The sequence below is a fragment of the Burkholderia sp. GbtcB21 genome (assembly GCF_019091065.1).
Lineage (GTDB): Bacteria > Pseudomonadota > Gammaproteobacteria > Burkholderiales > Burkholderiaceae > Burkholderia > Burkholderia pyrrocinia_C.
In genome coordinates, this window is sequence record NZ_JAGXKA010000010.1 from 131,518 (window position 1) to 152,073 (window position 20,556).

18 protein-coding genes are annotated in these 20,556 nt (G+C 67.6%); 7 read left to right on the forward strand and 11 right to left on the reverse strand.

Features of this window, described 5'->3' with window-relative positions; all coding sequences use genetic code 11:
• Positions 1 to 36: 36 nt before the first annotated feature.
• The 10 genes from denD to KVT39_RS22380 form a co-directional block, all read right to left on the reverse strand.
• A complete protein-coding gene (gene denD / locus KVT39_RS22335; RefSeq protein WP_217590215.1) occupies positions 37 to 1,008 on the reverse strand; it encodes a D-erythronate dehydrogenase in 972 nt (323 codons plus the stop codon).
• A gap of 28 nt (positions 1,009 to 1,036) precedes the next feature.
• The gene (otnI, locus tag KVT39_RS22340; RefSeq protein ID WP_175750150.1) at positions 1,037 to 1,813 is read right to left on the reverse strand and encodes a 2-oxo-tetronate isomerase; all 777 of its coding nucleotides are present in this window, start codon (positions 1,811 to 1,813) and stop codon (positions 1,037 to 1,039) included.
• Between the two features lie 76 nt (positions 1,814 to 1,889).
• A complete protein-coding gene (locus KVT39_RS22345) occupies positions 1,890 to 3,215 on the reverse strand; it encodes an MFS transporter (protein WP_131947429.1) in 1,326 nt (441 codons plus the stop codon).
• Positions 3,216 to 3,336: 121 nt separating this feature from the next.
• Complete coding sequence (locus KVT39_RS22350; protein ID WP_175750151.1) at positions 3,337 to 3,975, reverse strand: aldolase; 639 nt, start codon at positions 3,973 to 3,975, stop codon at positions 3,337 to 3,339.
• The gene (gene otnK, locus KVT39_RS22355) at positions 3,975 to 5,261 is read right to left on the reverse strand and encodes a 3-oxo-tetronate kinase (RefSeq protein ID WP_217590216.1); all 1,287 of its coding nucleotides are present in this window, start codon (positions 5,259 to 5,261) and stop codon (positions 3,975 to 3,977) included. Before otnK ends, KVT39_RS22350 begins: the two co-directional genes overlap by 1 nt.
• A gap of 19 nt (positions 5,262 to 5,280) precedes the next feature.
• Positions 5,281 to 6,171 carry an L-threonate dehydrogenase gene (ltnD, locus tag KVT39_RS22360; protein WP_217590217.1) on the reverse strand — a complete coding sequence of 297 codons (891 nt, stop codon included), beginning with the start codon at positions 6,169 to 6,171 and terminating at the stop codon, positions 5,281 to 5,283.
• Between the two features lie 70 nt (positions 6,172 to 6,241).
• Positions 6,242 to 6,946 carry a FadR/GntR family transcriptional regulator gene (locus KVT39_RS22365; RefSeq protein ID WP_034180817.1) on the reverse strand — a complete coding sequence of 235 codons (705 nt, stop codon included), beginning with the start codon at positions 6,944 to 6,946 and terminating at the stop codon, positions 6,242 to 6,244.
• A gap of 183 nt (positions 6,947 to 7,129) precedes the next feature.
• Positions 7,130 to 8,344: a M20 aminoacylase family protein gene (locus KVT39_RS22370; protein ID WP_175750153.1), complete on the reverse strand. Its 1,215-nt coding sequence runs from the start codon at positions 8,342 to 8,344 to the stop codon at positions 7,130 to 7,132.
• Positions 8,345 to 8,356: 12 nt separating this feature from the next.
• Entirely contained in the window at positions 8,357 to 9,442 is a 1,086-nt protein-coding gene (locus tag KVT39_RS22375) for a porin (RefSeq protein ID WP_217590218.1), read from the reverse strand.
• 61 nt (positions 9,443 to 9,503) lie between these two features.
• Complete coding sequence (locus KVT39_RS22380; RefSeq protein WP_244099663.1) at positions 9,504 to 10,826, reverse strand: MFS transporter; 1,323 nt, start codon at positions 10,824 to 10,826, stop codon at positions 9,504 to 9,506.
• A 306-nt stretch (positions 10,827 to 11,132) separates the two neighbouring features.
• Here KVT39_RS22380 and KVT39_RS22385 point away from each other — a divergent pair, with 306 nt between their 5' ends.
• On the forward strand, positions 11,133 to 12,047 hold the full coding sequence (locus tag KVT39_RS22385; protein ID WP_175750156.1) for a LysR substrate-binding domain-containing protein: 915 nt from the start codon (positions 11,133 to 11,135) through the stop codon (positions 12,045 to 12,047).
• 62 nt (positions 12,048 to 12,109) lie between these two features.
• Here the strand turns inward: KVT39_RS22385 and KVT39_RS22390 are convergent, their stop codons facing one another.
• Positions 12,110 to 13,183 (reverse strand): GlxA family transcriptional regulator, encoded by a 1,074-nt coding sequence (locus tag KVT39_RS22390; protein ID WP_217590219.1) that lies wholly within the window; start codon positions 13,181 to 13,183, stop codon positions 12,110 to 12,112.
• A 284-nt stretch (positions 13,184 to 13,467) separates the two neighbouring features.
• Between KVT39_RS22390 and KVT39_RS22395 the strand changes: the two genes are divergently transcribed.
• From KVT39_RS22395 to KVT39_RS22420, 6 genes are read left to right on the forward strand one after another with little or no spacing between them, the layout of a single operon-like run.
• Positions 13,468 to 14,853: an L-serine ammonia-lyase gene (locus tag KVT39_RS22395; protein WP_034180814.1), complete on the forward strand. Its 1,386-nt coding sequence runs from the start codon at positions 13,468 to 13,470 to the stop codon at positions 14,851 to 14,853.
• A gap of 16 nt (positions 14,854 to 14,869) precedes the next feature.
• Positions 14,870 to 16,114, forward strand: coding sequence for a sarcosine oxidase subunit beta family protein (locus KVT39_RS22400; protein ID WP_034180813.1), 1,245 nt, complete (start codon positions 14,870 to 14,872; stop codon positions 16,112 to 16,114).
• Positions 16,115 to 16,139: 25 nt separating this feature from the next.
• A complete protein-coding gene (locus KVT39_RS22405) occupies positions 16,140 to 16,454 on the forward strand; it encodes a sarcosine oxidase subunit delta (RefSeq protein ID WP_217590220.1) in 315 nt (104 codons plus the stop codon).
• Positions 16,451 to 19,462, forward strand: a complete 3,012-nt coding sequence (locus tag KVT39_RS22410) for a sarcosine oxidase subunit alpha family protein (protein ID WP_034180811.1) — start codon at positions 16,451 to 16,453, stop codon at positions 19,460 to 19,462. The genes KVT39_RS22405 and KVT39_RS22410 overlap by 4 nt, the downstream gene beginning before the upstream one ends.
• Positions 19,452 to 20,084: a sarcosine oxidase subunit gamma gene (locus tag KVT39_RS22415; protein WP_217590221.1), complete on the forward strand. Its 633-nt coding sequence runs from the start codon at positions 19,452 to 19,454 to the stop codon at positions 20,082 to 20,084. Before KVT39_RS22410 ends, KVT39_RS22415 begins: the two co-directional genes overlap by 11 nt.
• Complete coding sequence (locus KVT39_RS22420) at positions 20,081 to 20,521, forward strand: dihydroneopterin aldolase (protein ID WP_034180809.1); 441 nt, start codon at positions 20,081 to 20,083, stop codon at positions 20,519 to 20,521. The genes KVT39_RS22415 and KVT39_RS22420 overlap by 4 nt, the downstream gene beginning before the upstream one ends.
• Positions 20,522 to 20,556 lie beyond the last annotated feature (35 nt).

Consider the following 20,556-nt stretch of genomic DNA (forward strand, 5'->3'; position numbering starts at 1 on the left):
CGGGCACGTATCGGCCGACGCAGCGCGGCGCGTGAATCAGCGCCGTTCGTCGGCGATATGGCTGCGGATCACGTCCGCGAACGACGTGTCGCCCTTCAGCCCGAGCGCTTCCGCGCGCGTCGTGTCCCAGCGGCCCGGCCAGCTGCCGACGATCTTTTCGACGCGCTCGTCGGGCGCATGGCGGATCAGCTTCACGACGTCGTTGCCCGCGACTTCGCGCAGCGCTTCGATCATCTCGTCGACCGACACCGACAGGCCGGGCAGGTTGATCACGCGCTTGTTGCCGAGCTTCGCGCTGTCGATCTCGCAGCCCGCGACGAGCGCTTCGATCGCGCCGCGCGGCGACAGCAGCCACAGCCGCGTCGAACCCGGTACCGGGCACACGCTTTCCTCGCCGTTCAGCGGCTCGCGGATGATGCCGCTCGCGAACGACGAAGCAGCCGCGTTCGGGCGGCCGGGCCGCACGCTGATGGTCGGCAGCCGCAGCACGCGGCCGTCGACGAAGCCGCGCCGCGCGTAGTCGCACAGCAGCAGTTCGGCGATCGCCTTTTCGGCGCCATATGACGATTGCGGGTTCAGCGCGGTGTCGTCCTGCACGACGTCGGGCAGTGCGCCGCCGTACACCGCGACGGAGCTCGTGAACACGACGCGCGGCTGGTGGCCGCGGGCGCGGCACACTTCGAGCAGCGTGCGCGATGCGTCGAGGTTGATCCGCATGCCGAGATCGAAATCGGCTTCGGCCTGCCCGCTGACGATCGCCGCGAGGTGGAAGATCGCGCCGGTCTGCGTGTCGATCGCGCTTTCGAGCACCGCGCGATCGGCGATGTCGCCGACGATCGAGGTCACGCGCGCATCGCCGAAATCGCTGCCCTTGACGACGTCGAGCAGCACCAGCTCGTCGATCTTGCTGGTCCGCCCGTCGGGGCCGGTCAGTTCGCCGCGCTCGAGCAGCTTGCGCGCGAGAAGCTGGCCGAGAAAGCCGGCGCCGCCGGTGATCAGTACTTTCATGTTCTTTATCCTCTGGGGAATACGGGAATCACAGGTACGGCTTGAGCCAGCCGAGGCCGGCCGACGTACCGGCCTTCGGGCGGTATTCGCAGCCGATCCAGCCGTCGTAGCCGAGCGCGTCGATCAGCTCGAACAGATACGGGTAGTTGAGTTCGCCGAGATCCGGCTCGTGGCGCTCGGGCACGCCCGCGATCTGGATGTGGCCGATGCCCGCGAAGTCGCGCTTGAGTTTCATCGCGAGATCGCCTTCGACGATCTGGCAGTGGTAGCAGTCGAACTGCACCTTCAGGTTCGGCGCGCCGACTTCCGCGCAGATCGCCTGCGCGTCGTCCTGGCGGCTCAGGAAATAGCCGGGCATGTCGCGCTGGTTGATCGGCTCGATCAGGATCGTGACACCGCGCGCGTTGGCGGCCTGTGCCGCATGCCGCAGGTTCGACAGGTAGGTGTCGCGATGGCGCGCGCGGTCGGCGCCCGGCGCGACCATGCCGGCCATCACGTGCAGCTTCTTGTTGCCGAGCACGCGCGCATAGTCGAGCGCCTGGTCGATGCCGCGTCGGAACTCGTCCTCGCGGCCCGGCAGCGACGCGATGCCGCGTTCGCCCGCGGCCCAGTCGCCCGGCGGTGCGTTGAACAGCGCCTGTTCGAGGTTGTGCGAGTCGAGGCGCGCGCGGATATCCTCGGCGGCGAAGTCGTACGGGAACAGGTACTCGACGGCCTTGAAGCCGTCGTAGGCGGCAGCGGCGAAGCGTTCGAGGAATGCGTGCTCGTTGTACATCATCGAGAGGTTGGCGGCGAAGCGTGGCATGGCAGCGGGTCCTGTGAATGAATGGGGCGGGGCGTACCGCGCCCCGCGTCGAATGGTGGCTCAGCGGCTCGGCAACTCAGCGGTTCACGAGTTTCGCGGGCGTGAGCCACACGGCGATCGCGCCGATCACGAGCATTGCCGCCAGCACGTACATGCCGGACGACGTGCTGTGCGTGGCGTCCTTCAGGTAGCCGATCACGTAGGGGCTCGCGAAACCGGCGAGGTTGCCGATCGAGTTGATGATCGCGATCCCGGCCGCGGCCGCGGAGCCCGCGAGGAACGCGGTCGGCAGCGACCAGAACAGCGGAGCGCAGGTCAGCACGCCGCCCGCCGCGAGCGACAGGAACACGATCGATACCACCGTATTGTGCGAGTACGACGCCGCGACCGCAAACCCGACCGCGCCCATCAGCGCGGGCACGATCAGGTGCCAGCGGCGTTCGCGGCGCTTGTCCGCGCTGTGGCCGAACAGGTTCATCACGACGATCGCGACGACGAACGGGATCGCGGACAGCAGGCCGATCTGGAGCGTATCGGTGATGCCGGTCGATTTCACGAGCGTCGGCATCCAGAACGTGAGGCCGTACTGGCCCGTGACGAACGCGAAATAGATCAGCGACATCCACCACATGCGGGGGTCCGAGAACACGGCCTTCAGCGAATGGCCGTGCTGCTGCTGTTCCTGCGGCTGCGCGGCGATTTCGTCCTCGAGCAGCTGCTTCTCGCGCTCGTCGAGCCACTTCGCGCCGCGGATGCTGTTGTCGAGATACAGGATCGTCGCGATGCCGATGAGCACGGCCGGCACGGCTTCGATCATGAACATCCATTGCCAGCCGTGGAAGCCCGAGCCGCCGTGGAAGCGCTCCATGATCCAGCCCGACAGCGGATTGCCGAAAATGCCCGATACGGGAATCGCGGACATGAACACCGCGATGATCTTCGCGCGGCGGTGCGACGGGAACCAGTACGTGAGGTACAGGATCACGCCGGGATAGAAGCCTGCTTCCGCGAGGCCGAGCAGGAAGCGCAGCACGTAGAACTGCGTCGGCGTCTTCACGAACGCGAACAGCGCGGACAGCAGGCCCCACGTGATCATGATCCGCGCGATCCAGATGCGCGCGCCGAGGCGGTGCATCAGCAGGTTGCTTGGCAGTTCGAACAGAAAGTAGCCGAGGAAGAAAATCCCCGCGCCGAGCCCGAACACGGTTTCGCTGAACGCGAGATCCTGCGACATCTGCAGCTTCGCGAAGCCGACGTTCACGCGGTCGAGATACGCGACCACGTAGCAGAGCATCAGGAACGGCACGATGCGCCAGAACACTTTCTTGTAGGTGCGGTCGAGTTCGGCCGAATGGGCGGGCGCGGCGGGCGAGCGGCCTGCGGCCGCGTCAAGAGCAGTCATCGTCGTGTCTCCAGGGATGTCGTGTGCCGGCGGCGCGTAGGCTGCCGGATCGTATGTGTGTGCTGACGGAAGGGCCCGCGCACACGGCGGGCATGGGAATCGGTACGGGGTGCGCGCCGCGTTACCAGCGCGCGCCGAAGGTCTGGCGCAGTTCGTCGAGCGCCGCGTCGGAAAGCGGCTCGGGCTTCGGGTTCGTCATCAGCCACAGCCGTGCGGTTTCCTCGAGCTCCTCGAGCGCATACGACGCGTGCGACACCGACGGCCCCCACATCACGGGGCCGAGGCGGTCGAGCAGCACGCCGCGCACCTGGCCGGCGAGCGCCTCGACTTCGGCCGCGACGGCCGGGTCGCCGGGGCGGCGGTAACGGATCAGCGGAATGTGGCCGACCTTCATCACGTAGTACGGCGTGATCGGCGGCAGCACGTCGGTGTCGCGCCACACGCCTGCGAGCGTCAACGCGACGAGGTGCGTCGAATGCGTGTGGACGACGCCGTTTGCTTCCGCGTTGCGCGCGTAGATGCCGCGATGCAGCGCGAGCGTCTTCGACGGCTTGCCGCCCGATACGGGCTGGCCGTCGAGGCCGACCTTCGCGATGTCGTTCGGGTCGAGCCGGCCGAGGCACGCGTCGGTCGGCGTGATCAGCCAGCCGTCGGGCAGGCGCGCGCTGATGTTGCCGGCGCTGCCGACCGCGTGGCCGCGTGCGTACAGGCTCGCGCCGACGACGCAGATCTCTTCGCGCAGTTTTGCTTCGTCGCTCATCATGCGGCTCCGTCCAGCGCGCGCAGCGCCTTGTCGAAAAAGTCCGTCGTGCCGAAGTTGCCGGATTTCAGCGCGAGGCCGAGCGGCTGCGCGTCGATGGTGGCCGTGGCCGGCACACCCGGATCGATCTGCGCGCCGATCTGCAGCGATTTCACGTCGAGCGCCTGCACGACCGCGCCGGACGTCTCGCCGCCGGCGACGACGAACTTGCGCACGCCGAGTTCGCGCAGGCCCTGCGCGATCGCCGCGAGCGTGCTTTCGACGAGATGTCCGGCCGCTTCGACGCCGAGCGTCTGCTGCACGGCCTTCACTTCGTCGGGCGTGGCAGTTGCGTAGATCAGCACCGGCTGCGGCAGGTGCGAGCGTGCGAAGGCGAGCGCTTCATCGACTACAGGCTCGCCGCGCGACGCCGCGAGCGGATCGATGCGGAAGCTCGGCCGCGTCGCGCGCCATGCGGCGACCTGTGCGTTGGTTGCTTTCGACGCGCTGCCGGCGAGCACGGCCGACAGCCCGTCGATGCGCGGCAGCGATGCCGCGTTGTCGCGTTCGGGCAGTTGCTCCGCGCGGCGGAAATTCGCGGGCAGGCCGAGCGCGATGCCCGAGCCGCCGGTGACGAGCGGCAGGCCCGCGCAGGCTTCGCCGAGCACGTAGAGATCGCGGTCGGACAGCGCGTCGGCGATCGCGAAGCGCGCGCCTTCCGCGCGCAACTGGTCGATCCGCGCGCGCACCGCGGCCGCACCCAGCGCGATCGTGTCGTAGCGGATCAGGCCGACCGGCGATTTCGTCTGCCGTTGCAGCACGCGCACGAGGTTCGCGTCCTTCATCGGCGTGAGCGGATGGTTCTCCATGCCCGATTCGTTCAGCAGCACGTCGCCGACGAACAGGTGGCCGCGATAGATCGTGCGGCCGTTCTCCGGGAACGCCGGGCACGCGATCGTGAAGCCGCCGCCGGCCGCATCGAGCAGCGCGTCGGCGACGGGCCCGATGTTGCCCGCGTCGGTCGAATCGAAGGTCGAGCAGTACTTGAAGAAAAACTGCCGGCAGCCTTGCGCGCGCAGCCATTCGTACGCGGCGAGCGATTGCGCGACGGCATCGGCCGCGGGGATCGTGCGCGACTTCAGCGCGACGACGATCGCGTCGGCGTCGAGCGTTGCATTGCCGGCAGGCACGCCGATCGTCTGCACGGTGCGCATGCCGCTCTTGACGAGCATGTTCGCGAGATCGGTCGCGCCGGTGAAATCGTCGGCGATGCAGCCGAGCAGGGGACGGGAAGCGGAAGCGGTCATGGCGGGAACGTCGTTCGAATCAGCGGGCGGGCGGCAGCGTGATGCCGGGGAAAGTCTTGATCACGGCGGAATCGTCCTCGCCGCCGTGGCCGGCGCTCGACGCGCTCATGAACATCTGGTGCGCGGTGGCCGACAGCGGCAGCGGGAACTTGCTGCGGCGCGCGGTATCGAGCACGAGGCCGAGATCCTTCACGAAGATGTCGACGGCCGACAGCGGCGTGTAGTCGCCGTTCAGGATGTGCGGCACGCGGTTCTCGAACATCCACGAATTGCCGGCGCTGTGCGTGATCACGTCGTACAGCGCGTCGGCATCGACGCCTTCGCGCAGGCCCAGCGCCATCGCCTCGGCGGCCGCCGCGATGTGCACGCCGGCCAGCAACTGGTTGATGATCTTCACCTTTGAACCGATGCCGTGCGCGTTGCCGAGGCGGTAGACCTTGCCGGCGATCGCGGCGAGCACGTCCTCGCAGCCCGCGTATGCGGCGGCCGGGCCGGACGTCATCATCGTCATCTCGCCCGATGCCGCGCGCGCGGCCCCGCCCGATACGGGCGCATCGAGCATCTGCAGGCCGGCGGCCTCGATGCGTGCGCCGAGCGCGACCGCGAATTCGGGCGCGACGGTCGCGCTCGCGATCACGACGCCGCCCGGCTTCATCGCCGCGACCGCGCCGTGCTCGCCGAACAGCACCGTTTCCGTCTGCGCGGCATTGACGACGAGCGTGACGACGACGTCGCACTGTGCGCCGAGTTCGGCCGGCGTCGCGCAGGCAATGCCGCCTTCGGCGGCGAATGCCTGCAGCACGGTGGCGCGTACGTCGCATGCGTGCACGCGCAAACCTGCGCGCAGCAGCGAGCGGGCGACGCCGAGGCCCATCGCGCCGAGGCCGATGACTCCAACATTTCGTGACATGGTCAACCTTGATCGATTCGGGAGAGGTTCGGGACAACGGCGGCGCCTGGCTCGGCAGGCGCCGCCGGCTTCAGCAGATGCCGGCTTCCGCGAGACGGCGGGCGGCGTTGTACATGTGCGTGCGCGCCGCGTTGCGCGCCGCCATCGGGTCGCGCGCGCGGATCGCGTCGGCGATCGCCGCGTGTTCCTCGCGCACCTGGCGCGAGAAATCCTCGCGCGTCGCTTCGTTGCTGCGCGTGACTTTCACGCCGGCTTCGAGGTACTGGTTCAGGAACTGCAGCGTCTTCAGGAAATACGGGTTGCCGGTGACGGCGGCGATCGTGCGGTGGAACGCGACATCTTCCGCGACGCCGTCGCGCCCTTCTGCGACAGCCTCGTCGATCTTGCGCAGCGCGTCGTCGATGTCGGCCATGTCGTCGTCGCTGTGATGCAGCGCGGCTTCGGCCGCGACTTCAGCCTCGATCGCGCGGCGCACCGCGAGCAGGTGCGGCATCGAGCTCGCCTCGACGGCTTCCGCGTAGTCGATCCGCAGCGGCCGGATCGCGCCGTGCTGGTTCACGTACACGCCGCTGCCCTGGCGCGGCTCGACCACGCCTTCGTTCTTCAGCCGCGAGATCGCCTCGCGGATCACGGTGCGGCTCACGCCGAATTCCTGCGCGAGCACGGCTTCGGTCGGCAGCTTGCCGGTGGCCGAGAAACTGCCGACTTCGATCTGCTTGAGCAGTTGCTGCGCGACGTGATCGCTCATCGCGCGGGCGGGAATTTTCTCGAACATGGCGCTCTGGTTTGTAAGGTGATGTGGTCATCATACAAATTTGAGCGAGGTGAAGCATCCGGAATAACCCTTGATCTACGGCGTGCAACGTCGGTCAGTCTGATTGGAACCAGTTCCAATTGGCGTTGATTTGACGTGAACGTGCGGTTGGTGTGCGGCAGGGACGCACACCGGCCGTGCCGCTTATGTCGATCGACCTGCGTCGTGCAACGACAAAAGGCGCTCGACCAGCGCCGTCCAGTACGCCGCGCCGACCGGCAGCAACGCGTCGTTGAAGTCGAACCACGGGTTGTGCACGATGCACGGCCCCATGCCTTCGGTGTCGCCGCGATGGGCGCCGTCGCCGTTGCCGATGAACACGAACGCACCCGGCCGTGCTTGCAGCAGATAGGCGAAATCGTCGCCGGCCATGGTCGGCTCGATGTCGGGGAACACCGCGTCGGGGCCGAGCAGCGTCCGCGCCACGTCGACTGCGACGGCCGTTTCCGCGGCGCTGCAAATCGACGGCGGATAGCCGTCGTCGAAGCGGGTCGTGCCGCGTGCGCCGCTGGCCGCGCAGATGCCTTCGACACATGCGGCCAGGCGCTGCTTGACCGTCCGGGCCGCTTCGACCGAGAAGGTGCGCAGCGTGCCGCGCATCCGGACGGTTTCCGGAATGATGGTTGGCGACACACCGCCCTCGATCTGCGTGATCGACAGCACGATCGGGTCGCCCGGATGGCCGAGCCGCGTCGGCAGTGCGGCGGCGGCCGATACGATTTGCGCGGCGACGGCGATAGGGTCGATCGCGAGATGCGGCCGGGCCGCATGGCCGCCGCGGCCCGTCACTTCGATGTCGATCGTCGTCGTGCCGGCGGTGATCGCGCCGACACGCGTGCCGAGCGCGCCTTCCGGCAGCGTGGCGACGTTGTGCATGCCGAACACCGCGTCGCACGGAAAGCGCTCGAACAGGCCTTCGTCGAGCATCCGGAGCGCGCCCGCGCCGCCTTCTTCCGCCGGGCGGAAGATGAAATGCACGGTGCCGTCGAAACGGCGGGTCCGCGCGAGTTGCCGTGCGGCGCCGAGCAGCATCGCGGTGTGGCCGTCGTGTCCGCACCCGTGCATTTTCCCGGCGTGGCGCGACGCGTGCGGGAACGTGTTCCGTTCCTGCATCGGCAGCGCGTCCATGTCGGCCGTGATCCCGATCGCGCGGGTACTCGCGCCGGCCCTCAGCGTGCCGACGACGCCGGTGCCGGCGATGCCGGTCGCGACGTCGATGCCGGCCGCCTGCAGTTCGCGGGCGACGATGGCCGCGGTCCGGAGTTCCTCGTAGCCGAGTTCGGGATGCGCGTGGATGTCCCGGCGCAGGCGGGACAGCGGGGGCAGTTGCTCGTGGAGTGCATTCAACAGTGGATGCATGTGGACCTCGGTTCAAAAGTTATGGCGCATGCCGATCGTGACGGCGGTCTGGTTCCGGCTCGACGAGGCAGGCAGCACGAACAACTGCGCGACGGCGCCGGAATCGTCGACGTGCATGCTCACGACCTGCAGGTAGACATTCGTGCGCTTCGAGTAGTAGTAGTCGAGCGATGCGGACGGCACGATCCAGCGATGCGCGTCCAGCGTGTAGTACGTGACCGCCGCGCCGGCCGACGCCCCCGGCGAGATCCAGTACGTGGCACCGGCGTCGAACGCGCGCAGCGCTGCCGAGCGGCCGTCCTTGTGCAGATTCGACAGCGTGAACAGCGCGGCGACGGTCCACTTGTCGGCCTGGTACGCGGCGCCCGCGCCGTACACGTCGATGCGGTCGAACACCGCGTTGACGGGCGTGCCGGTCAGGTTGGTGCCGAGCACCGTGGTGCCGATCCCGAGGCCCGCCTGAAAATTCTCGACGGACGTCAACGCGCCGCCGGCCTGGAAGTTGCCGTTCTTGTAGGTGATGCCGATACTTTTCGCGCTGTTGCGATTGAAATCGCCCGGTATGCCGCCGAACGAGAACATCGCGCCGGCGCGGAAGCCCGCGATCGTCGGCGTGCGGTACTGGATGCTGTTGTTCAGCCGCTCGCCGCCGAGGCGATCGAGATCGCCGAGATGGAACGAATAGAAACCGCCGTTCCCGCTTGCCGCCGCCGTGTAGGGCACGAGATCGATCATGAAGTCGTACTGGCGTCCGACGCGCAGTTCGCCGAGACGCTCGCTGCTCAGGCCGACGTACGCTTGCCGGCCGAACAGCAGGCCGCCTTGCCCGAGCCCGCCTGTCGCGAGGTTGTAGCCGTTCTCGAGCACGAAGTTCGCGTTCAGGCCCCCGCCGAGCGCTTCGGTGCCGCGGAATCCGATCCGGTTCGGACGGTCGCCGCCGCCGCCGACCATTGCGATCGCGCTCTTCCCGCCTTCGTTGCTGACGTAGGCGATGCCGGTGTCGACGATGCCGTAGAGCGTTACGCTGCTCTGTCCGTGCGACGCCGTGCTTGAAATTAGTAATGCGAATGAAATGGCCGAAAGCCTGTGCTTCTTCATTGTCTCCTGCTCCGGTGGAAAATGGGCCGGCGTCACCCCGGCCGTGGCCGGGGTGCGCAGATCAGGCTTCGAGCGCTTCGAGCGTCTTGTTGCGGGTTTCGATGCCGAACGTCGCGATCGCGATGGCGGCGATCAGCGGCACGGCGGCGAACAGGAAGAACGCGGCCTGCAGGCGGCCCTGCTGGACGAGCGTCGCGAGCACGACCGGTGAAACGATCGACGCGATCTTCAGCCATGCGCTCGCGAGCCCGCAGCCCGCCGCGCGCACGCTCGTCGGATACAGCTCGGGCGTGTAGACGTAGGCCGTGATGAAGCCGCTTGCCATCAGGCCGAATGCCAGCGCGCAAAGGCCGGCTACGACATACACCGAACTGGCGTGGAAGATGCCCGCCAATGCGAGGCAGAGCGCGCACAGCGTCAGCGACACGGCGATCACCGGCTTGCGTCCGACGCGGTCGACGATCAGCGCGCAAACGAGCGAGCCGACGATGCCGAGCACCGATGCGCCAAGCGCGAGGTTCAACGACTGCTGGAACGGCACGTGATACACCTGCCGGTAGATCGTCGGCAGCCACGTGGAGAGGCCATATTGCAGGAACCCGCAGGTGATCCACAGGAACCAGACCGACACCGACCGCCGCCGGTACGCGCGGCTCACCACGATCGACAGCTTCGATCGCGACGGTGCGACCGGCGCAGGCGGAACGCCGTCGCTCGCGGCCGCGATGCCGCGAACCGGCGCGAGTGCGGTGCGCGCACGCGCCTCGAAGCGCGCGACGGCGAGGTCGGCGTCTTTCAGCCGCCCCTTGCTGGCGAGCCAGCGCGGTGATTCGGGCACGTAGCGCCGTAGCAGCACGCAGAGAAAGAGCGGAACGGTGCCGAGCCAGTACATGACCTGCCATCCGTAGCGCGGCACGAGCCAGGATCCGAGCGCGCTTGCGGCGAGCAGCCCGACCGGGAAGATCAGTTCATACAGCAGCACGAAGCGACCGCGGTTCCGCGCTGTCGTGACCTCGTTGATATAGGCGGCGGCAATCGGCACTTCGCCGCCGAGGCCGATGCCTTGCAGTACCCGCAGCAGCACGAGCGTTTCATACGAACGGGCGAACACGAACGCGAGCGTGGTCGCGCCGATCAGCGCCGAACTCCAGGCGACCGCGTTTACGCGGCCGTACCGTTCGGCGAGCGACGGAAACAGAAACGCGCCGATCAGCGCGCCGACGGCGCCGGCCGACAGCAGCAGGCCGACCTGTTCCGTGCGCAGCGACCACTGTGCGATCAGCAGCGGCAGCGCGCTCGCGATCGCAATCGAGTCGAAGCCGTCGAAGAACGTGGCGAGACCCATCAGCACCCGCACGCGGGCATGCATGCCGTTCGGCGGCATCCGTTCGATGCGAGCCGCGATGGTATTCAGGGCGGGCGGTGCCGGCTCGTCGGCGATGGCCGCGGCGGTGTCGTGACAGGTCGACGCCGTATTCATGGCGCGGGCTCCTTTGGTCGATGTGGTGCGCCAGTCTAGGAAGGCAAAAAAGATCCCGGAATTAACATTTTTCTAAGGGCCGGATACTTTTGGTTAAGGCCGAGGACGGCATTTTTGTCATGTGATCATTGGGGAATCGACCATTGCCTCACTCGGGTTTGCCCGAATATCAGGGTGAGCGGCAACCATTTGGAACCGGGGGCGTTTCCGATGAAAGTGCATCAGCTTCGCGTGCTCGTCGCCTGTGCGGAAGCGGGCAGTCTGCGGGGGGCCGCCGATCGGCTGTCGCTCACCCATCCGGCCGTCACGAAGACGATTCGCGAGCTGGAAGAGGAGGTCAGGGCGCCGCTGCTCGTGCGCAGCGCGAAAGGCGTCGAGTTGACGCGCTACGGGCAGGCGCTTTGCAATCGGGCGCGCCAGATTCTCGAGGATCTGCGTCGGGCGGCCGACGAGATCAGCCAGTTGCAGGGTGGCCTGACCGGCAAGGTGTCGATCGGCGTGTCGGGCAGCATGGCGCTGACGGCGATCCCGGCGGCGCTCCAGCAGTTCCGCGACACGATGCCGGGCGTCGACATCGAGATATCCGAACTCCCGGTCGAGTACCTGACGGCCAGCCTGCTGGACGGCTCGCTCGATTTCCTGGTCACGCACGCGCGCGTCGACGCGCGGCTCGACTGCGAGCAAACCATTCTGTGTGGCGGGCATCTCGTCGTCGCCGTGCGCAACAACCATCCGGCGACGCGGGTCGGCGTGACGTCGCTGGCCGACCTGACCGCGTTCGAGTGGCTGTTTCCGAAAATGATCGTCGACCGGCACGAATTCGACGCGCTGTTCGCCCGCATCGGGATCGCGGCGCCGCGCCGGGTCGTTTCCTGCCAGTCGTCGATGGCGTCCCTGGCGCTCGTGACGGATACGGACATCGTCGCTCTTTTCTCCGTGCCGTTCGTCCGGCACCCGGCTGTACGCGACCGCGTGGCCACGTTCGCGTTCGACGACGTGCTACCGGAAGTCGCGCCGAGCATCGTCACGCGCCGGGATGTGCAGCTCACGCCGGCGGCACGGCATTGTCGCGACATTATCCGGGGCGTGGTGGAAGCGCTGCCCTGGAGCGCGACCGCACGCTGACGAGCCCCGGGGCGACGAGGCTCGCGCGCGAACGGTAGGGCCCACGGGCCCGAGCGTGGCCGTCAGTCGGCCGTGTCCTCGACGGGGTCGGCCGCCGCATCCGGCGCTGCGCCGGCTTCCACCGCTTCGCCGCCGCGCTCGCGATACGCCGCCGGCGGCACGCCGAACTGCTTGCGGAATTCGCGCCCGAGGTGCGACGCATCGGCGAACCCGCAGCTCGACGCGATATCGGCGACCGTCCGGTCCGAACTCGTCAGCAGCCACGCGGCCGTGCGCAGCCGCACCTGCTTCGCGAACACCTGCGGGCTCTTGCCCGTCTCGGCCTTGAACAACCGCTCGAGCTGTCGTGTCGACAGGTCGAGCTTGCACGCCAGTTCATCGAGCGGCAGCGTGCGCCCGACATGCTGTTCCATCAGGAGAATCGCGCGCTTGACCTTCGGATGCGTCGCGGGTTCGAGCCCCGGCGGATGCGGCTGCGGCGCGTTGCCCTTCTGCATCTCGCCGACGAGCAGGATGCGCAGCGCCTTCTGCACGGTCGCGTGGTCGAAATGGCGCAGCAGGATCGCGGCGGCGACGTCGATCGACGCGCGGCCGCCCGAGCAGGTGATCCGGCGCCGGTCGATCACGAACAGCCGGTCGGCGATCAGCAGGTCGGGATCGGCGGACGGGAAGCGTTCGATGAAATCCCAGTAGTGGAACCAGCTCACGCAGGTGCGGTAGCCGTCGAGCACGCCGGCGCGCATCAGCGTGAACACGCCGGTGCAGATCCCGACGACCGTCGCGCCGCCGGCCGCCGCGCGGCGGACGAAGTCGAGCGTTTCGGGGCCGGCTTGCGGCCCCGAATGCAGCAGCCCGCCGACCACGACCACATAGTCGAACGGTTCGGACGCGTCGAACGTCTCCCACGGCGTGATCTGGATCCCGCAACTCGCGCGCACCGGCGCGAGGGTCTCGCCGATCACGCTCCACGCGCAGCGCACGGGCTTGCTGTAGTCGCCGTCGTCGGCCGACAGCCGCAGCATGTCGACGAAGCCCGAGAAGGCCGTCAGCGTGAAGTTCGGCAGCAGCACGATGCCGAAGCGGATGCGCCGCGGTGCGGGTTCTGCAAGGGGGGAGGCGGGTACGTCGGGTGTCATCGCGGCCAATCTCGTCACGCCGGGCAGGCGGTCTCACTCGTTTCACTCTGGTTGCGGGTACGGCTGCCGGGGCGGCGCGGATGGTGCCAGCGTCGCCGATCGGCTTCGGCCGGACTTGTGGTTTTCCGTCGCGAACCATCGCCAAACCGTACTTTTGCACCGGCCGGCGTGGCGCTTGGCGGCGGTATCCCACGCCGATGCCGTTTTTGTTCTATCGGCCAATTTTACGCTTTGATGTACTGGTGCCCAACGTCATTCCACGCATGTCATCCAGAGGAAGCCAGATGAACGTCAGCGCGTTCGACCTGTTCAAGATCGGTATCGGCCCGTCCAGTTCGCATACGGTCGGCCCGATGATCGCCGCGTGCCGCTTCGCGTCGCACGTGGAGGACGCGAACCTGCTCGGCTTCGTGCGCCGCGTGCGGGTCGAGCTGTATGGCTCGCTGGGCGCGACCGGCAAGGGCCACGGCACCGACAAGGCCGTGCTGCTCGGCCTCGAGGGCCATCTGCCCGACACGATCGATCCTGACCTGATCGAGCCGCGGCTCGCCGCGATCCGCGCAGAGAAGTCGCTGTCGCTGCTCGGCAAGCAGACGGTCCGCTTCGAGGAAAAGGAGCACATCGGCTTCTTTCGCAAGCTGATGAGCGGCACGAGCATCGTGCACCCGAACGGGATGCGCTTCCAGGCATTCGACGAACACGGCCAGTTGCTGGTCGAGAAAGAGTATTACTCGGTCGGCGGCGGCTTCGTCGTGAACCGCGACGGCGATCGCGTGAACGGCGTGCGCGCGGCGGTCGAGGTGCCCTATCCGTTCCGCACCGGCGACGACCTGATGCGCCAGTGCCGCGAACACGGGCTGTCGATCGCCGAGCTGATGCTGCGCAACGAAAGCGCGCTGCGCCCCGCCGACGAAGTGCGCGCCGGGCTGCTCGCGATCTGGCGCACGATGGCCGCATGCGTCGAGCGCGGCTGCAAGGTCGAAGGCGAGCTGCCGGGTCCGATGCGCGTGAAGCGCCGCGCGGCCGAGATGAACGGCAACCTGCGCGCGCGTTCGGAAGAGTCGCTGCGCGACCCGCTGTCGATGCTCGACTGGGTCAACCTGTACGCGATGGCCGTCAACGAGGAAAACGCGGCGGGCGGGCGCGTCGTCACCGCGCCGACCAACGGTGCGGCCGGCGTGATTCCCGCGGTGCTGCACTACTACGTGAAGTTCGTGCCGGGCTCGAACGAAGCCGGCATCGTCGAATTCCTGCTGACGGCCGCGGCGATCGGGATCATCTACAAGGAAACCGCGTCGATCTCCGGCGCGGAAGTCGGTTGCCAGGGCGAAGTGGGCGTCGCGTGCTCGATGGCCGCGGCCGCGCTCGCCGCCGTGATGGGCGGCACGCCCGACCAGGTCGAGAACGCCGCCGAGATCGGCATGGAGCACAACCTCGGCATGACCTGCGATCCGGTCGGCGGGCTCGTGCAGATCCCGTGCATCGAGCGCAACGCGATGGGCGCGATCAAGGCGCTGAATGCGTCGCGCATGGCGCTCAAGGGCAACGGCCAGCACTACGTGTCGCTCGACTCCGTGATCAAGACGATGCGCGAGACGGGTGCCGACATGAAGACGAAATACAAGGAAACGTCGCGCGGCGGTCTCGCCGTGAACGTCATCGAATGCTAACGAAGGGTCAATCATCATGAGCCGCTACTCGATATTCAGCCTGTTCCGCAACGGCCTCTCGTATCACGAGAACTGGGAAAAGCAGTGGAAGAGCCCGGAACCGAAGAAGGAATACGACGTCGTGATCGTCGGCGGCGGCGGCCACGGCCTCGCGACCGCGTACTACCTCGCGAAGGAACACGGGATCACGAACGTCGCGATCCTCGAGAAGGGCTGGATCGGCGGCGGCAACACCGCGCGCAACACGACGATCGTGCGCTCGAACTATCTGTGGGACGAATCGGCCGCGCTGTACGAGAAGGCGATGAAGCTGTGGGAAGGGTTGTCGCAGGACCTGAACTACAACGTGATGTTCAGCCAGCGCGGCGTGATGAACCTCGCGCACACGCTGCAGGACGTGCGCGACACCGAGCGCCGCGTCAACGCGAACCGGCTGAACGGCGTCGATGCCGAATTCCTGACGCCCGCGCAGATCAAGGAAATCGAGCCGACGATCAACCTGAACAGCCGCTACCCGGTGCTCGGCGCATCGATCCAGCGCCGTGCGGGCGTTGCACGCCACGACGCGGTGGCCTGGGGCTTCGCGCGCGGCGCGGACCGCGCCGGCGTCGACATCATCCAGAACTGCCAGGTGACGGGCATTCGCCGCGAAGGCGGCGCGGTGGTCGGCGTCGATACGGTGAAGGGCTTCATCAAGGCGAAGAAGGTCGCGGTGGTGGCGGCCGGCAACACGACGACGCTCGCCGACATGGCCGGCGTGCGCCTGCCGATCGAAAGCCACCCGCTGCAGGCGCTGGTGTCCGAGCCGATCAAGCCGGTCGTCAACTCGGTGATCATGTCGAATGCGGTGCACGCGTATATCAGCCAGTCCGACAAGGGCGACCTCGTGATCGGCGCGGGCATCGACCAGTACACGGGCTTCGGCCAGCGCGGCAGCTTCCACATCATCGAAAGCACGCTGCAGGCGATCATCGAGATGTTCCCGGTGTTCTCGCGCGTGCGGATGAACCGCCAGTGGGGCGGCATCGTCGACGTGTCGCCGGACGCGTGCCCGATCATCACCAAGACCGACGTGAAGGGCCTTTATTTCAACTGCGGCTGGGGCACCGGCGGCTTCAAGGCGACGCCCGGCTCGGGCTGGGTGTTCGCGCACACGATCGCGCGCGACGAACCGCATCCGCTGAACGCGCCGTTCGCGCTCGACCGCTTCTACACGGGCCACCTGATCGACGAGCACGGCGCTGCCGCCGTTGCGCACTAACCCCCAACACCACGAGGAGAACCTTATGTTGCTGATCGAATGTCCGTGGTGCGGGCCGCGCGCCGAATCCGAATTCTCGTGCGGCGGCGAAGCCGACATCGTGCGCCCCGTCAACAACGAGAACATGACCGACCGCGAATGGGGCGAGTACGTGTTCATGCGCGAGAACAAGCGCGGGCTGCACAAGGAGCAATGGCTGCACACGCAGGGCTGCCGCCGCTGGTTCAAGGCCACGCGCGACACGGTGACCTACGATATCAAGGGATACGAAACGTTCGGCGGGGCTGCCATCGGCGGCGCGGCCGCCGGCAACGCACACGAAGAGGGCACGAGCAAATGAGCCAGAAAGACCGTCTCGGCACCGGTGGCCGCATCAATCGCGCGATTCCGTTGACGTTTACGTTCAACGGCCGCACGTACCAGGGCTTCCAGGGCGACACGCTCGCGTCCGCGCTACTCGCGAACGGCGTGCACTTCGTCGCGCGCAGCTTCAAGTACCACCGTCCGCGCGGGATCGTGACCGCGGACGTCGCGGAACCGAATGCCGTCGTGCAGCTCGAATCGGGCCCGTACACGGTGCCGAACGCGCGCGCGACCGAAATCGAGTTGTACCAGGGGCTCGTCGCGACCAGCGTGAACGCGGAGCCGACGCTCGAGAACGACAAGTACGCGATCAACCAGAAGCTCTCGCGCTTCCTGCCGGCCGGCTTCTACTACAAGACCTTCATGTGGCCGCGCAAGATGTGGCCGAAGTATGAAGAGAAGATCCGCGAGGCGGCCGGCCTCGGCAAGGCGCCCGAGGCGCTCGACGCCGATCGCTACGACAAGTGCTACGCGCACTGCGACGTGCTCGTCGTCGGCGGCGGCCCGTCGGGCCTCGCGGCCGCGCATGCGGCGGCCGTGGCCGGCGCGCGCGTGATCCTCGTCGACGACCAGCGCGAGCTCGGCGGCAGCCTGCTGTCGTGCCGCGCCGAGATCGACGCGAAGCCCGCGCTGCAATGGGTCGAGAAGATCGAGGCCGAACTGCGCAAGCTGCCCGACGTGACGATCCTGTCGCGCAGCACCGCGTTCGGCTACCAGGACCACAACCTCGTGACGGTCACGCAGCGCCTGACCGATCACCTGCCGGTGTCGATGCGCAAGGGCACGCGCGAGCTGCTGTGGAAGGTCCGCGCGAAGCGCGTGATCCTCGCGACCGGCGCGCACGAGCGTCCGATCGTGTTCGGCAACAACGACCTGCCGGGCGTGATGCTCGCGTCGGCCGTGTCCACCTACGTGCATCGCTTCGGCGTGCTGCCGGGCCGCAACGTGGTCGTGTTCACGAACAACGACCGCGCGTACCAGACCGCGCTCGACCTGAAGGCGTGCGGCGCGAAGGTGACGGTCGTCGATTCGCGTGCGTCGTCGAACGGCGCGCTGCCGGCCGCTGCGAAGCGGCAGGGCGTGACGGTGATGAGCGGCGCGGTCGTGACCGCGGCATCGGGCAAGTGGCGCGTATCGTCGGTCGACGTCGCGTCCAGCACGAACGGCCAGGTGGGCGGCAAGCTGCAGACGCTGCCGTGCGACCTCGTCGCGATGTCGGGCGGCTTCAGCCCCGTGCTGCACCTGTTCGCGCAGTCGGGCGGCAAGGCCTGCTGGAACGACGAGAAGGCCTGCTTCCTGCCGGGCAAGCCGGTGCAGGCAGAGGCCAGCATCGGTGCGGCGGCGGGCGAATTCGGCCTGGCGCGCGCGCTGCGGCTCGCGGTCGATGTGGGCGCGGAAGCGGCGAAGGCAGCGGGCTTCACGGCCGCGCAGCGTCCTGCCGCACCGCAGGTTGCCGAAACCGTCGAAGGCGCACTGCAGCCGCTGTGGCTGGTCGGCAGCCGCGAGGCCGCGGCGCGCGGGCCGAAGCAGTTCGTCGACTTCCAGAACGACGTGTCGGCCGCCGACATCCTGCTCGCCGCGCGCGAAGGCTTCGAATCGGTCGAGCACGTGAAGCGCTATACGGCGATGGGCTTCGGCACCGACCAGGGCAAGCTCGGCAACATCAACGGGATGGCGATCCTCGCGCAGGCGCTCGGCAAGTCGATTCCGGAAACGGGCACGACGACGTTCCGCCCGAACTACACGCCCGTGTCGTTCGGCACGTTCGCGGGCCGCGAGACCGGCGATTTCCTCGACCCGATCCGCAAGACCTGCGTACATGAATGGCACGTCGAGCACGGCGCGCTGTTCGAGGACGTCGGCAACTGGAAACGGCCGTGGTATTTCCCGAAGAACGGCGAGGATCTGCACGCGGCCGTGAAGCGCGAATGCCTCGCGGTGCGCAACAGCGTCGGCATCCTCGACGCATCGACGCTCGGCAAGATCGACATCCAGGGCCCCGATGCGGTGAAGCTGCTGAACTGGATGTACACGAACCCGTGGAACAAGCTCGAAGTCGGCAAGTGCCGCTACGGGCTGATGCTCGACGAGAACGGGATGGTGTTCGACGACGGCGTGACGGTGCGCCTCGCCGACCAGCATTTCATGATGACGACCACGACGGGCGGCGCGGCGCGCGTGCTCACGTGGCTCGAACGCTGGCTGCAGACCGAATGGCCCGACATGAAGGTGCGGCTCTCGTCCGTCACCGATCACTGGGCGACGTTCGCGGTGGTCGGCCCGAAGAGCCGCAAGGTCGTGCAGAAGGTGTGCCAGGACATCGATTTCGGCAACGAAGCGTTCCCGTTCATGAGCTACCGCAACGGCACCGTCGCGGGCGCGAAGGCGCGCGTGATGCGGATCAGCTTCTCGGGCGAACTGGCCTATGAAGTGAACGTGCCGGCGAACGCGGGCCGCGCGGTGTGGGAAGCGCTGATGGCGGCCGGTGCCGAATTCGACATCACGCCGTACGGCACCGAGACGATGCACGTGCTGCGCGCGGAGAAGGGCTACATCATCGTCGGCCAGGATACCGACGGCTCGATCACGCCGTACGACCTCGGGATGGGCGGCGTCGTCGCGAAGTCGAAGGACTTCCTCGGCAAGCGTTCGCTCGCGCGCTCGGATACCAAGAAGGAAGGCCGCAAGCAGTTCGTCGGCCTGCTGACCGAGGACGAGCAGTTCGTGCTGCCGGAAGGCGCGCAGATCATCGAGAAGGACACGCAGGTGTCGGCGGTCGATCCGACGCCGATGATCGGACACGTGACGTCGAGCTACTACAGCCCGATCCTGAAGCGCTCGATCGCGCTTGCGGTGGTGAAGGGCGGCCTGAACAAGATGGGCGAGAGCGTCGTGATTCCGCTGGCCAACGGCAAGCGCATCACCGCGAAGATCTCGAGCCCGGTTTTCTACGATACCGAAGGGGTGCGCCAGCATGTGGAATGAAACGAGAAACCAGACGCAGGTGGCGGGCGCCGGCGGCGTGACGCTTGAATCGCCGTTCGTCGGCGCGGCCGACGTGCTGAAGACGCACCAGGCGCGCGCATCGAAGAAGTTCACGCTGCGCGAGCGGCCCTTCCTCGACCTCGTCAACGTGCGCGGCGAGTTGAGCGATCCGGCGTTCGTGAGCGCGTTCGAGCGCGTGGTCGGCTGCCGGCCGCCCGCGCAGCCGAACACGATCGCGCGCGGCGCCGAGTACGACGTGCCGTGGCTCGGCCCCGACGAGTGGCTTGTGCGCTCGAACGGGCCGGTGCAGGCCGGCGTGCTCGAGGCGAAGCTCGCGGAGGCCGTGCAGGGCACGTATTCGGCGGCCGTCGACGTCGGCAGCGGCTACACGGTGGTCGAGATCAGCGGCGAACGCGTGCGCGACGTGCTTGCACGCGGCTGCCCGCTCGATCTCCATCCGCGTGCGTTCAAGCCGGGCCAGTGCGCGCAGTCGCATTACTTCAAGGCGTCGATCGTGCTGATCCCGACCGGCGACGATACGTTCGAGATCGTGCTGCGCCGCAGTTTCGCCGACTACTTCGTGCGCATCATGCTCGACGCGGCCGCGCCGCTCGCGTCATGAAGCCGTTCGACGAACCGTTCGTGGCGATCGACGCGCCGCGCCTGCGCGGGCGCGGCTGGAGCGTGTTCGTCGACGAACTGAAGGTGCCCGCGCGGATCGGCATTCATGCTCACGAGCATGAAGCGCCGCAGCCGATCGTGATCGATGCGCGGCTCGGGTATCGCTGCGAGCCGAGCGAGCAGGGCGAGTGGATCGATTACGACGGCTATTGCGCGCGTGTCGCGTCGTTTCTGTCGCACAAGCCGCATACGCGGCTGCTCGAGACGCTCGTCGCCGATATCGCGGTGCTGTCGTTCCGCGAATGGCCGGCGCTGGAGTCGCTGACGCTGTCGGTGTACAAGCCGAAGATCCGGCCGGGCACGAAACGCGTCGGCGTGTCGCTCGACTGGACGCGCGGGGATTATTTGCGGTGGACGGGGGCGGCGGGGCAGATTTGATGTCGACGACAGTGCCGTCGGGTCCGTTCGCCGAG

Coding starts and splice junctions, on each gene's coding strand:
- denD (WP_217590215.1), bottom strand. CDS start 1,008: ATGAAAGTACTGATCACCGGCGGCGCCGGCTTTCTCGGCCAGCTTCTC.
- otnI (WP_175750150.1), bottom strand. CDS start 1,813: ATGCCACGCTTCGCCGCCAACCTCTCGATGATGTACAACGAGCACGCA.
- KVT39_RS22345 (WP_131947429.1), bottom strand. CDS start 3,215: ATGACTGCTCTTGACGCGGCCGCAGGCCGCTCGCCCGCCGCGCCCGCC.
- KVT39_RS22350 (WP_175750151.1), bottom strand. CDS start 3,975: ATGAGCGACGAAGCAAAACTGCGCGAAGAGATCTGCGTCGTCGGCGCG.
- otnK (WP_217590216.1), bottom strand. CDS start 5,261: ATGACCGCTTCCGCTTCCCGTCCCCTGCTCGGCTGCATCGCCGACGAT.
- ltnD (WP_217590217.1), bottom strand. CDS start 6,171: ATGTCACGAAATGTTGGAGTCATCGGCCTCGGCGCGATGGGCCTCGGC.
- KVT39_RS22365 (WP_034180817.1), bottom strand. CDS start 6,946: ATGTTCGAGAAAATTCCCGCCCGCGCGATGAGCGATCACGTCGCGCAG.
- KVT39_RS22370 (WP_175750153.1), bottom strand. CDS start 8,344: ATGCATCCACTGTTGAATGCACTCCACGAGCAACTGCCCCCGCTGTCC.
- KVT39_RS22375 (WP_217590218.1), bottom strand. CDS start 9,442: ATGAAGAAGCACAGGCTTTCGGCCATTTCATTCGCATTACTAATTTCA.
- KVT39_RS22380 (WP_244099663.1), bottom strand. CDS start 10,826: ATGCCGCCGAACGGCATGCATGCCCGCGTGCGGGTGCTGATGGGTCTC.
- KVT39_RS22385 (WP_175750156.1), top strand. CDS start 11,133: ATGAAAGTGCATCAGCTTCGCGTGCTCGTCGCCTGTGCGGAAGCGGGC.
- KVT39_RS22390 (WP_217590219.1), bottom strand. CDS start 13,183: ATGACACCCGACGTACCCGCCTCCCCCCTTGCAGAACCCGCACCGCGG.
- KVT39_RS22395 (WP_034180814.1), top strand. CDS start 13,468: ATGAACGTCAGCGCGTTCGACCTGTTCAAGATCGGTATCGGCCCGTCC.
- KVT39_RS22400 (WP_034180813.1), top strand. CDS start 14,870: ATGAGCCGCTACTCGATATTCAGCCTGTTCCGCAACGGCCTCTCGTAT.
- KVT39_RS22405 (WP_217590220.1), top strand. CDS start 16,140: ATGTTGCTGATCGAATGTCCGTGGTGCGGGCCGCGCGCCGAATCCGAA.
- KVT39_RS22410 (WP_034180811.1), top strand. CDS start 16,451: ATGAGCCAGAAAGACCGTCTCGGCACCGGTGGCCGCATCAATCGCGCG.
- KVT39_RS22415 (WP_217590221.1), top strand. CDS start 19,452: ATGTGGAATGAAACGAGAAACCAGACGCAGGTGGCGGGCGCCGGCGGC.
- KVT39_RS22420 (WP_034180809.1), top strand. CDS start 20,081: ATGAAGCCGTTCGACGAACCGTTCGTGGCGATCGACGCGCCGCGCCTG.